The 11730-nt window shown below is 69.7% G+C and carries 12 protein-coding genes and 2 pseudogenes; 6 read left to right on the top strand and 8 right to left on the bottom strand.

What is annotated here, in order from left to right; genetic code table 11:
- Positions 1 to 645: 645 nt before the first annotated feature.
- Both LCH29_RS43035 and LCH29_RS43030 read right to left on the bottom strand, forming a co-directional pair.
- Positions 646 to 1113 (bottom strand): universal stress protein, encoded by a 468-nt coding sequence (locus tag LCH29_RS43035; protein WP_446467131.1) that lies wholly within the window; start codon positions 1111 to 1113, stop codon positions 646 to 648.
- A gap of 65 nt (positions 1114 to 1178) precedes the next feature.
- The gene (locus LCH29_RS43030; protein WP_446467130.1) at positions 1179 to 1463 is read right to left on the bottom strand and encodes a hypothetical protein; all 285 of its coding nucleotides are present in this window, start codon (positions 1461 to 1463) and stop codon (positions 1179 to 1181) included.
- Positions 1464 to 1625: 162 nt separating this feature from the next.
- Here LCH29_RS43030 and LCH29_RS43025 point away from each other — a divergent pair, with 162 nt between their 5' ends.
- On the top strand, positions 1626 to 3116 hold the full coding sequence (locus tag LCH29_RS43025) for an ATP-binding protein (protein ID WP_446467129.1): 1491 nt from the start codon (positions 1626 to 1628) through the stop codon (positions 3114 to 3116).
- Between the two features lie 45 nt (positions 3117 to 3161).
- Here the strand turns inward: LCH29_RS43025 and LCH29_RS43020 are convergent, their stop codons facing one another.
- The gene (locus LCH29_RS43020) at positions 3162 to 3326 is read right to left on the bottom strand and encodes a hypothetical protein (protein ID WP_446467128.1); all 165 of its coding nucleotides are present in this window, start codon (positions 3324 to 3326) and stop codon (positions 3162 to 3164) included.
- A gap of 96 nt (positions 3327 to 3422) precedes the next feature.
- Between LCH29_RS43020 and LCH29_RS43015 the strand changes: the two genes are divergently transcribed.
- The gene (locus LCH29_RS43015) at positions 3423 to 4094 is read left to right on the top strand and encodes a CBS domain-containing protein (protein ID WP_446467127.1); all 672 of its coding nucleotides are present in this window, start codon (positions 3423 to 3425) and stop codon (positions 4092 to 4094) included.
- 77 nt (positions 4095 to 4171) lie between these two features.
- On the opposite strand, the gene LCH29_RS43010 is transcribed toward LCH29_RS43015, so the two are convergent.
- From LCH29_RS43010 to pyrH, 4 genes and pseudogenes are all read right to left on the bottom strand, one after another.
- Positions 4172 to 4432, bottom strand: a complete 261-nt coding sequence (locus LCH29_RS43010; RefSeq protein WP_446467126.1) for a hypothetical protein — start codon at positions 4430 to 4432, stop codon at positions 4172 to 4174.
- A 133-nt stretch (positions 4433 to 4565) separates the two neighbouring features.
- Positions 4566 to 4778, bottom strand: a pseudogene (locus LCH29_RS43005) (RtcB family protein); the annotation flags it as partial.
- A gap of 275 nt (positions 4779 to 5053) precedes the next feature.
- Positions 5054 to 5737 carry an MBL fold metallo-hydrolase gene (locus LCH29_RS43000; protein ID WP_446467125.1) on the bottom strand — a complete coding sequence of 228 codons (684 nt, stop codon included), beginning with the start codon at positions 5735 to 5737 and terminating at the stop codon, positions 5054 to 5056.
- A 35-nt stretch (positions 5738 to 5772) separates the two neighbouring features.
- Positions 5773 to 6492 (bottom strand): UMP kinase, encoded by a 720-nt coding sequence (gene pyrH, locus LCH29_RS42995; protein WP_446467124.1) that lies wholly within the window; start codon positions 6490 to 6492, stop codon positions 5773 to 5775.
- A gap of 890 nt (positions 6493 to 7382) precedes the next feature.
- On the opposite strand from pyrH, the gene LCH29_RS42990 reads away from it, so the two are divergent.
- A complete protein-coding gene (locus LCH29_RS42990; protein ID WP_446467123.1) occupies positions 7383 to 9074 on the top strand; it encodes a DUF1254 domain-containing protein in 1692 nt (563 codons plus the stop codon).
- Positions 9075 to 9370: 296 nt separating this feature from the next.
- On the opposite strand, the gene LCH29_RS42985 is transcribed toward LCH29_RS42990, so the two are convergent.
- The gene (locus LCH29_RS42985; protein WP_446467132.1) at positions 9371 to 9703 is read right to left on the bottom strand and encodes a helix-turn-helix transcriptional regulator; all 333 of its coding nucleotides are present in this window, start codon (positions 9701 to 9703) and stop codon (positions 9371 to 9373) included.
- A 6-nt stretch (positions 9704 to 9709) separates the two neighbouring features.
- On the opposite strand from LCH29_RS42985, the gene LCH29_RS42980 reads away from it, so the two are divergent.
- From LCH29_RS42980 to LCH29_RS42970, 3 genes and pseudogenes are all read left to right on the top strand, one after another.
- A complete protein-coding gene (locus tag LCH29_RS42980) occupies positions 9710 to 10291 on the top strand; it encodes a universal stress protein (RefSeq protein WP_446467122.1) in 582 nt (193 codons plus the stop codon).
- Positions 10288 to 11232 (top strand): TerC family protein, encoded by a 945-nt coding sequence (locus LCH29_RS42975; protein ID WP_446467121.1) that lies wholly within the window; start codon positions 10288 to 10290, stop codon positions 11230 to 11232. The genes LCH29_RS42980 and LCH29_RS42975 overlap by 4 nt, the downstream gene beginning before the upstream one ends.
- A gap of 103 nt (positions 11233 to 11335) precedes the next feature.
- Positions 11336 to 11730 (top strand): annotated as a pseudogene (locus LCH29_RS42970) (integrase); the annotation flags it as partial.

Genomic DNA, 11730 nt, shown 5'->3' with positions numbered 1-11730 from the left:
TGGGCTTTGAGGAAGGTGGCCCAGGAGCGGTCCGTACGCTGTGGCGACGGGTCGATCCCGGCCTTCTTCAGGATCGACCAGACGGTGGAGGCGGCGACGACACGATCAGGCTGGATGCTCGGCGTCTGAGGGGACGGCAGAAGCGGAACGGCGAAGGGGAAGGTCACAGGACGTAGCGCCCGTTCAGCAGTTGCGCGGTGGCCTCGCGGTCGGCGGCCGTGACGCGGGAGAGAGCCTCGCGCCAGATGTGCGGGCCGATGCCGATGGAGGGTGGGCGTGTTCCGGCGCGTCAGCGTTGTCGCGGAACCCTCCACGAGTACCGACATGCAGCCTGACCAGCGTGGACATACTTTCCGGCACCCACAGTGCTGCAGAACGGCGTACGTGACCTGGCCCAGCGTGCGGCCGGCGTGGTGCGCGGGCCTGCGTGCGCTCACCACGCCAAGATCCGCGTGCAGGGACGCCGCGACCAGTTCACCAGCCGGCGACGGACCCCTCACCACCTCTTCGGTCACCTCCAAGTCCGGGAACTCCCCCTGGACCAAGCCGAGCATGCGGGTGCTCGCGGCGGTCTGCGACTCCAAGGCCACCCGTACCGCGTCGGGCAGAGGCGCCATGGTCCCGACGTACCGGAGGACCACGCGCTCAGTGGACGCAAGGACGCCTTCCGCCGCCTGGCCATCTCCCCGGCGAAGCGAACCGCTGGAAGATCCCCCTCATTCCGTACCCCACCACGACCACCCCGCTCGACGGCCGCTCCGCACCCCTGACGACGACCACAGGACACGTCGTCTGTGCGGCCACCGTCAGCCCGACCGACCCCAGCAGCAGTGCGGAGAAACCGCCCAGCCCCCGCGAACCGACGACGAGCGTCACCGCGGTGTGCGCGGCGTGCGACACCGTGGCGGCCACCCGCAACAGGAGCAGGGAGCGGGCCGCCTCGCGGACCAGCCGGGAGGTGTTGGCGGACAGGCGCTCCGCCAGGTCGAGGTCGACGGCGTAGACGATGTGCAGGGGTTGCTGGCGGAGGGCTGCCTCCTGCGCCGCCCACAGCAGTGCGTGTGCCGCTCCGGACGAGCCGTCCGTGCCCACGACCACCGGCCCCTCAGACATGTCTCACCAGCTCTTCCCGGCACCCAGCAGAACCGCCGTCGCCCCGGCCGCGCGAGGGAGCGTCACTACGACGCCCCCGGGTCTGTGTACCGCAGCAACGCTCCCACCCTGTCCTCCAGAGGCAGTTCGTCCCACGGCACGACCACCAACTCGGCGCCGGTGCACGCCAGTGCGCGGATCAGGGCCGCGCCAGGAGGTTCCTCCGGGAAGCCGAGGACGCCGAAGGACTCCAGGTCGGCGGCCGACAGGGCGATCTGCGTCGGCTCCGAGCCGATCCACAGCCGCACGGGCAGGTCGACGGGAGGGTTGAGCAGCAGCGCGCTTGCCTGAGCACGCTGCAACGCAGTCACGACCGATGCCACTTTGCGCGCCGGACAGCACGCTTCTGTCCCGGGAGAGCTTCGAGCCCGGAGGCTCGGACCGGCCTGACCATGCGTGGGCGCGCATGTCGCGGCGTCCGGCATTGGACGTTGTACTGGTGGCAGGAGCGCTGCCGAGCGAGGGGAGTGGCCGTGTCGCTGTCGGACGTCTCTCGTCCCGCGAAGCCGGAAAGGGTTTTCGACCGAGACGCGGAGTGGGACGCGCTCGTCGCGTTCGCCTGTGACGCCCGGCCCGGAGCCGGTCTCGGCGTGGTGTCGGGACGGCTGCGGCAGGGCAAGACATACCTTCTGGAGGCACTCACCACAGCCTTGGGAGGCTTCTGTTTCGGGGCGCAGCAGGCGGCTCGGGCCGAGTCTCTGCGCCGTCTCGGCGACGAGTTCGCCCGATACACGGGCACATCGCCTCCGAGTCACTGGCACCGCTGGGAGGACGCCGTCGACGCCCTGCTCACGCTGGGCGACCGGCGGCCCGTCCCGATCGTCCTCGACGAGTTCCCCGACCTCGTACGGGAGAGTCCCGCGCTGCCCTCCATCATCCACGGCGCCTACCGACGCCTGCGCGACGAAGGGCGGGACAACCGCGCGCGCCTGCTGCTGAGCGGCAGCGCCCTGCCGCTGATGCACCGGCTGTTCGGCGCGGCCTCACCACTGCGCGAACTGGCCGGTCTGGAACTGACCATGCGGCCTCTGGACCTCCGGCAGGCCGCACGGTTCTGGGGCATCGACGACCCCCGCCTCGCCCTGCTCGTCCACGCTGTCGTCGGCGGGACCCCCGCCTACCGGCGCTACGCCGGAGACCACGCTCCCGGCGGACCGAACGACTTCGACGCCTGGGTGTGCAGAACCGTCCTCAACCCCCGGACCCCCTTGTTCCTGGAGGCACATCACCTGCTGCAGGAGGAGACCAACCACTGGGACCGTGCGCTGTGCCACTCCACGCTCACCGCCATCGCCTCCGGCTGCTCGACACCCGGTGAGATCGCCGAACGCCTCGGCACTTCGCTCACCGACGTCTCCCACTGCCTCGCGCTCCTGCAGGCAAACGGTCTGCTGCACAGCGAACCCGACGCCTTCCGACCGCACCTGATCCGGCTGCGTATCGCCGAGCCTCTGCTGGCCTTCGAACACGCGGCCCTCTGGCCGAACCGCTCGGCACTGGAGCACCAGGACGCCGACGAGGTCTGGCGGCGCGTACGTCCCGTCTTCGACTCCGCCGTGGCACGCCCCCATTTCGCCCAGATCTGCCGGGACTGGGTCATGGACTTCGCCGACCCGACCGTCTTCGGGGCGCGCCCCGCGACGGCGGCCCACGGCTCCGTTCCCGGCACGGCGCGCCATGCCGGTCCGGGCGCGGAGGCGGACGTGGTCGTACACGGCCGCACCGACGCCGATTCCGGGGCCCTGCTCTCGGTGGGAGTGGCGTGCTGGGACGAGGTCATGGACCTGCACCACCTGGAACACCTCCGTCGCCTCCTCGACCTCCTCGCGGCCGCCGGCGAGGACGTCACCCACGCCCGGCCCGCCTGCTACAGCGGCGTCGGCTTCACTCCCGCGCTCCGCGTGGCCGAAGCCGACGGACATGTGGTGCTCGTCGACCTCGACCGGCTCTACGGGGAGGAGTAGCCCAACACGGGCACGAAGCGGGCGGTGCCCTGCGGTGATCCGGTTTCAGCCGGGGATGCCGCTTGCCGTCCCGGCCCGGGCAGGCTCCTCCTGGTCGACCGGTTCCAGGCGACCGGCCATGGACTGCCGGCGGTCGGCGAGCCGGGCCACGAGTTCGGGCCGGTGCCACTCGACGGAGGTGACCGGTGGCGGTCCTCGTTCGCCCCACATGGTAAGCGCAGGACGCGTGGACAGTGCGGGCGCTCTCCGAGAGGCGGACAGTGGAGAGAGGACCTGTGCCGCGAGCGTCCGAGAAGGGAGCGGGACATGCTGCATCGCCTGGTCGGAGAGCTCATGACCACGGCCGTGGTGAGTGTGCGGCGGGACACGAGCTTCAAGGACATCGCCCAGCACCTCGCGGGTCATGACGTCACCGCGGTACCCGTCGTCGACGACCAGGGCCGCGCGGTCGGCGTGGTGTCGGAGGCGGATCTGCTGCGCAAACAGGAAAGCCAGGTGGATCCTGGCGGGCATCTGGCCGCCGCGCACCTCCTGCCCGCGGAACGCGCCAAGGCCCATGCGCTGACCGCCGAGGGGCTCATGACCAGCCCTGCCGTCACGGCCCGGCCCCAGTGGTCGGTCGTGGAGACAGCCCGCGCCATGGCTCGTCACCACGTCAAACGGCTGCCCGTCGTGGACGACGCCGGTCGGCTGGTGGGCATCATCAGCCGTGGCGACCTGCTGCGGGTCTTCCTGCGGCGAGACCTCACGATCTGCGAGGAGATCACGACGGAGGTCCTGACCCGCGCCCTCGGCTTGGAGCCCGGCACGGTCACCGTCCAGGTCACCGATGGACGGGTGACACTCAGCGGCACCGTGCCGCAGGAGAGCCTCATCCCCATCGCGGTACGCCTGTCCGAGAGCGTCGACGGAGTCGTCGACGTCACGAATCACCTTCGGCCCGAGACCGACACGGCAGCCGGCACATCACGGCGATGACCCGCCTCTGTGACGAGGACGAGGGCAGCCGCGCCCTCCAAGCGGGCGGGCGCGGTCGGGACGCCCACCAGGGCAGTTCACTCGCCGCTGTGCGGTGTCAGCCCGCGACCGCCGATACCCCACCCGCTGAGCGGCGTGATGCCTCTGAGCAGGGCTGCGGTGGGGTCGGTTGCCGCCACCCGGCTCTCGTACCGCGCGGGTTCTCGAGGGTTGGCGACGTTGTGCGACACGTCGTGCACCAAGGACAGCCGGGTGCCGGCCTCGCGACGGAAGATGCGGCGAGCCCCGTCGGTGAGCAGCTGGCGATTGGCACGGCCGTAGTCGGCGGCCGCGGCCATCACACCCAGGCAGTCCCGGCCCTCCGGTGAGGGTCGCGCTCCTCACCGTGCCCCTGCTCCACCGCGTACCGGGAGCCGCCCGCAGGATCCGCTCCAGCTCCCCCTGTCCGCCCGGCTTCCACACGCCGCCGGGTCCCGCGCCGCGCGGGATCGCCTGGCCCAGGCCGTCCATCACCGCGGGCAGCGCCCGCTCGAACTCCCGCCGGTCGCAGTCGGCGGCGAGCAGCCGCACCCCGCAGGAGATGTCGAAGCCGACGCCGCCGGGCGAGACCACACCGCCTTCGTCCACGACGGTCGCCGCCACGCCGCCGATGGGGAAGCCGTAGCCCCAGTGAATGTCCGGCATCGCGTAGGAGGCGCAGACGATCCCGGGCAGGGTGGCCACGTTGACCACCTGCCGCAGCGACTGCTCCGCATCGGCCAGCAACTCCCTGGGGGCGAACACCACCCCTGGCACCCGCATGTCACCGTGCCGCTCGATACGGAAGAGGCAAGGGCCATCCTCGACGAGCTCCATTCGCGGCCTCCTGCCATGTGAAGGGGCGCGGGACAGGCACCAGAAACAGCCGGGAGCATTGGCATCGTCGGGCCGCGGGTCCGCGGGTCGGCGTTCCCGGATCCTCACCGCCGCGTACCCCCGAACCGGCCCGGTCGTCTCGTCACCGCGGGTCCTTTCCGGTCTTCTCCGGCCGGTACCCGCAAGGAGTAGGTGCGGCCCTGGCCACCCCATTCCCCGACCTCGGGCTTCGCCCCGGCGTCGATCGCCCGCAGGGTGGGCCGCCCGATGTGGGCGTAGACGAGCCGCCGCACACCGTGCCGTGCGGCCTGCTCGCCGACCGTGCGGACGCTCGCGTGGCCACCCACGCCGCCGCGGAACCGGATCGGGCGGTTCCACCCGGCAGCCTCGGCGAACATCAGGTCGGCCCCTGCAGCCCACTCGGGGAACTCCCAGAACTCCGGCGCCCACACGACCGTCGGCCCCTGTGTCTCGATGCGGTAGCCGTAGGTGGGATGCGAGGTGTGCGCCACCGGATGGCACCGCACCCGTACGGCGCCGAGCTCCACGTCCCCGGCCCGCATCCGGACGCCGTACGCGGCTGCGAGCCTGCGCAGCCGGGACCTCAGCTCCGACTTCTCGTCGGTGACCAGCCAGACGTCGAGCCGGCCGGGCGGCGGCTCAGCCCCGGGGCCGCCGTCGAAGGCCACAACGTGCCCGGCGTACTGCAGCAGCAGGCCGGCGGGGGCGAACCGGGGCGAGTTCATCGCCCCCACACCCAGCAGCGTCAGCCGCAGCCAGCGGTTCACGGGCGGCTCCCTGTGGCGGTCAACAGCAGATGCCGTCAGCAGCAGGTGATGCTTGTGCCGATGTCGCGTCCTTCACAGATCGCCTGCATGGCGCCTGCCGCCGTGACGTCGAAGACGTGCATGAGCAGCCCCTGCTCCTCGGCGAGAACGAAGGCACTGGTGTCCATCACCTCTACCTTCCGTTCCAGTGCTTGGCGGTAGGTGAGGTGGCCGTACCGCTTGGCGTCCGGATGAGTCCTGGGGTCACTGTCGTAGACACCGTCCACGCCCCGCTTGGCGACCAGAAGTGCATCGGCCGACAGCTCCAGGGACCGCTGCACTGCGGCGTAGTCGGCGGTCACGTACGGCTGCCCCGTGCCCCCGGCCAGCAGGACGATCCGGCCGCGCCGGAGGTGCCGGTCCGCACGCAACCGGATGAACGGCTCAGCGATGCTCTCCATCGCCATGGCCGTCATGACCCGCACCTCCGGCTCATCGCGTGCGGTGAGCGCGCCGCGCAGCATCAGGGCGTTCATCACCGTGCCGAGCATGCCGATGTCATCCGCCTCGGCCCTCCCGATGCCCCAGCTCCCCGCCAAGCGTCCCCGGAAGTAATTGCCGCCCCCGACGACCACCGCGATCTGCACGCCGAGATCGTGAACCGAGGCGACCTCGTCCGCCAACTGGGCCAGACGTGCCGGATCTGTCCCTGCCTCGGCAGCCCCCGCGAACGCCTCGCCGCTGACTTTGACCACGACACGTGCGTAGCGGCCCACGGTTATCCCTCCCTGCGGACCGCAGGGCGCCCCCGACACCTGCCGGTGGGGGGCACGGATCGGGCGGCCGCGCACATCGCTCGCCTGGTACGGCCCTGCACAAGTGCATTTTCATGCAGGCTCCGCACCGACGCATCCTGACCGTGGACCGGGCGGCCGTAGTAGCGCCGGAGATCTGGGGCCATGTCGTCGGTGAACCAGTCACGGGCCGGTTCGATGACCTTGTGGCCACGGGGCGACGGCGCGGGCGGCCCCTGCTGAAGCCGGTGAGGGCAGGCTCCGGCAGGCAACTCATCCGTCGGTCTCAGCAAGCACACGAGGGCTGCGGCCATCGTCACATGGCTACACGTTCCTGAGCTGCGTTGGTCACCGTCTGGCGGTTCCTGTGACGCCGCTCGTACTCCCACGCCTGCCGGACCACGCTCACGGGAACGTCACGTAGGTGCAGCTTGATGTGTCCGGGATCCATCGTGTCGAAACCGGGCCACGGTTCGGCTTCACGCAGGCCCTCGATGGCGTCCAGGACGAGGGGCCGGCCGCGTGCGCCCGCTCTGTGCGACTCCAGCCAAGATTCGCCGGCTGGAGTGGGACTCTTGCGGAACGCCTTCCCAGCAGACACGCGCAGGTCACCGCCTGATCGCATGTCCGGGAGACTGGCACACCTGCCACGCCCCGTAATTCGAGTGAACCGCCGCACCCGGACACCCGGCAAAGGTCGTGCGACGCCCGATCCCGGCTCCGGCGACGCCGTACGGCCTCACGCGGGCAGTCGTGCCGTGTCCATCAGCTACGTGGCCCCTCAACCCCGAGGTCAACACGGTGTCAGCTCCTGTGGGCGGTGGGACTGAGTGCGGTTGCCGGGTCCTGGCTGCGGTGCTCTACTCGAGTCAGTGGGCCAGGCGGTAGGAGCAACTTGCCCGACACCGAGGAAGCACGGCGCACGACGCAGCTCGCCGGCCCGCCCGCAAGAAGCAACCGGGATCGCATCGCCGACGGTGGTCGGCCGTTCGGCCGGATATGTGGGAGCCGTGCCGGAGAGGAGTGCGGTAATGACCTCTGCCACGAGCAACCGTCCCGTACAGCGACTGCGCCACCAACTCACGGGCGTAGCGTCGAGCGTCGGCCGGGTGGCGACGGCGACCGGCAGGGCCGCGGCGGACGCCGTGCGCCACCCAGGAGCAACGGTCGACCGCGCGCGCAGGACATCACGGGCGCTGCCGCTGATGTGGCAGTCGGTGGAGCCGGTGCTGACCGGCCACGTCGGCGACTGGCGCCGGGAATACGCCTATACGCTTGGCGAACAGGCCTTTGTCTATGGGTTCCCGTACATCTACAACGCCCGGCTTCGCCATCGGTGGGTGACCCGGAAGCCCGACACCGATGCGACACCGTATGCCGCCGTCAACCATTTCTGGCACTCCCGCGGGCTTTTCGACGCCTCCGACCGGGAGGGCCTGGCCCCCAACAACGACACGCTGTACTCGTTCGCCTGGGTCGATCTGAGCGAGGAACCCGTCGTCCTCTCGCACCCGGACATGGGCGACCGCTACTTCACCTTCGAACTGGTCGGCATCACCTCCGACAACTACGACTACGTGGGCCGGCGCGCGACCGGACCGCATGCCGGTGATTTCGCCCTCGTCGGGCCGGGATGGACAGGAGACCTCCCCGAAGGGGTGCGCCGCACGGCGACTGCCCCCAGTCCCTGGATCCTGATCGTCGGCCGGACCCTCGTCGAAGGCGAGCACGACCTCTCGAAGGTTCATACGCTTCAGCGTCGGTACCGGTTGACCCCGCTCCACCTGTTCGGCAGGAAAGGAGCGCACGTCCCGGAGCGCCGCGACGTGCTGGAACCGATCGACGTGACAGAGGACCCCCTCGGGCCGTGGAAGACCCTGAACGCGATGCTCGCCGAGAATCCGCCACCCCGGCACCACGAGGTTCTGCTCAAGCAGTTCGCGGAGATCGGCATCGGGCCCGGGTTCGATGTCGAAGATCAGCCCGAATCCGTCAAGCAGAGCCTGATCCGGGCCGCTGCCACCGGCGTACCGATGCTCGAACAGCAACTGCTCAGTGGCGAATGGGCCCGTGTCATCAACGGCTGGCGCTACCCGCCACCCCAGATGGGACGGTTCGGGGACGACTTTCTGAGGCGAGCTGCGGAGCAGTCTCTGGTCGGTGTCGCCGCCAACGATCCCGAGGAGGCGGTCTACCTGGTCGCCTTCCACGACGCGGACGGCGACAAGCTGTCCACCGGACGGTACGAACTGCGCTTCGAACCAGGGGGTCTGCCTCCCGTCAAGGCGTTCTGGTCCCTGACCGTCTACGGCGAGGACCGGAATCTGGTCCCCAATCCGATCGGCCGTTACTCCCTGGGCGACCGCACCCCGGGGCTGGTCACCGAAGCGGACGGAAGCCTGGTCGTCCACCTGCAGTCCGAGTCACCGGGTCCCACCCGGGAGCCCAACTGGCTACCCACACCGAGGCAGGGCGTGTGGTTCATCGGCTTGCGCATGTACCTCCCACGCCCCGAGGTCATCGACGCACGATGGGAGTGTCCGCCGATCAACCGTGTCACCTGACGACGTAGAACCGGACGATCACCCAGGACGAATCTGTCCTGTAGCGCTGGGTAATGCTCTGGGCTGGGCCCAGTGCGAGAGCGTGGTACGAGGATGGCGATAGCAGCGTTTCCGCTTCAGGGTCGGCCCATTGGGCTTCTGTCGCCTGGCAAACCGTCAGGTAGTGCCGCAGTACATGCCGGTTTGCTGCGGCAGAGCAGAGTAGAAGGGGGCGGACGGGTGGCGAGAACTCGCACCCTTCGGCCTGACCGCCGTCGACGCCCCGGGCCTGTCGGTCGGCTCTCGGTCGTCCGGTATCAGGACGCCGACTGCTCATGCCCTGCCTGTCCGGTCGGAGTGGTCTCGCGGTGGAGGAAGGTGTTCAGCAGGTCACCCACGGAGTGCTTGGCGTCGGCGGGGTGGCGCAGGGAGATGGTGGGATCGATGGCGTAGCGGTTGCGGCGGCCGACGCGGGTGCGGGTGAGGTAGCCGGCGTTTTCGAGGTCGGCGACGATGACCTGGACGGCGCGTTCGGTGATGCCGATCGAGGCGGCGACATCACGCAGCCGCATCTCGGGGGCACGCGCGAGGTGGAGCAGGACCCGGGCGTGGTTGGTGAGGAACGTTCCCTCATATCCGGAAGACAGGATTCCGTCATGAATGAGCTCTACCTCCTCACTCCCGCCCACGGCTCCGGCGCTTCGGCGCGGGGCCGGGCCTCCCTTCCGCTATCGGTGACAGCGGTGCTGACCGACCGCCTCGACGACGTAGCGGTGGCCGACACCGCGGCCCGCCTGGCCGTCCGGCACGGCTTCCCACTGCTGCTGGTCGCGGTCCTGCCACCGTCCCCGTGGCCCACGCCCCGGCCGGACGGTCCGGCGGCGCGGGCGGTGCTGGCCCGCGTCCTGCCCCGCGTCGGACGAAGGCGTCTGGGGTACATCCCGGTCGCGTACCAGCCGCCCGTCCAGCGCGGCAGCCGACTGCGCGCGGCGACCGGTCTGCTGGACCTGGCCGCCCGGCACCGCTCGGCGGTGGTGGTCGCCTCTCGCGACGGGCCGCCCGGGCTGGACGCGGACACCCTGGGGGAAGCCGCCGCGATCCGCGGCGGACCGCCCGTCCACACCGCCGCCCCGGCCCCCTGGACACCGCTCGTCACGCCGTCGCCAGTTGCTGTGACCACCGGTCCCGGTGAAGCTCAACCGGGCCCCTTCGCAGGCAAGGATGGACGATCGCCGTGAAGGACCTGTCCTTCCCCGTCCCGCTGTGGGTGTGGGCCGCGATCATGGTCGGCATCGCCGTGATGCTCGCGGTCGACCTGCTCGCCCACCGCGAAAGCCACGTGATCGGCTTCCGCGAGGCGGCGATCTGGAGCGCGATCTGGATCGCCGCCGGCCTCGGCTTCGGCCTCGTCATGCTGGCCTGGCAGGGAGGGGACGCAGCCGAGACCTACTACGCCGGATACCTGATCGAAAAGGCCCTGTCGATCGACAACATCTTCGTCTTCGCCCTGGTCTTCTCGTTCTTCGCCGTCCCCGACGCCTATCAGCACAAGGTGTTGTTCTGGGGCGTCATCGGGGCGCTGGCGGCCCGGCTGGTGTTCATCTTCGTCGGCGTCGAACTGCTCCGGATCTTCTTCTGGACCGCCTACCTCTTCGGTGCGTTCCTGATCTGGACCGGCTGGAAGATGGCCTTCTCCAAGGACGAGGAGGTCCACCCCGACCGCAACCCGATGGTTCGCCTCGTCAGGAAGATCATCCCAACCGACACGCGATTCCACGGCGACAAGTTCGTCACCCGCGTCAACGGACGCCGGGTGGCGACCTTGCTGTTCGTGGTCCTGGTCGCCGTCGAGGCCACCGACCTGGTCTTCGCCGTCGACTCCGTCGCCGCCGTCCTGGCCATCACCACCAGCACCTTCCTGGTGTGGACCGCCAACGCCTTCGCCGTCCTGGGACTGCGCAGCCTGTACTTCTGCCTCGCCGGACTCCTGCGCCGCTTCACCTACCTGCACTACGGCCTCGCCATCCTGCTCGGCTTCGCCGGAGTCAAGCTCATCCTGTCCGAGACCCCCGTCGGCAAGCTGCCCATCCCCTTCACCCTCGGCTTCATCACCGCCACCATCACCATCTCCATCGCCTGGTCCCTGATCGCCACCCGCAACGAGTGCGGGTGCCGGTAAAAGATTCCCGCAGGTGAGAGCTTGATCAGAGATCTTCGACTTTGGCCGATGCTCACCCCGGCGTCTTCACCTGCACAAGGCCCCGACGGCATCATGATCTGTCGTGCTGCTGCGCCTGGCCTATCTCGCCGCGACCAACACCCTGGCGTTCCTACGCCTTCTGCCGATGAGCGACAGAGACAAGGACATCGAGATCCTCGTGCTTCGGCACCAATTGCTTGTCCTGCAGCGCCAAGTCGGCAAGCCTGCCTTCACCGACAGTGATCGCGCTGTGCTCGCCGGCCTTCTGTACCACCTGCCCAAAGACAGACTGCGGCACCTTCTGCTGCTGGTCCGTCCCGAAACGGTCTTGCGCTGGCATCGTGAGCTGCTCAGGCGGCGCCATGCCGCGACCTGCGTGTCCAAGCGGCGTGGACGTCCACGCACCATTCGATCGATCCGCGTCCTCGTCCTGCGTCTGGTCAGGGAAGATGCCTCGTGGGGGTATCGCCGGATTCA

The organism is Streptomyces sp. BRA346 (assembly GCF_052851135.1).
Note: the sequence above shows the minus strand (reverse complement) of the source record. Positions and strands in the feature narration are given on the sequence as shown.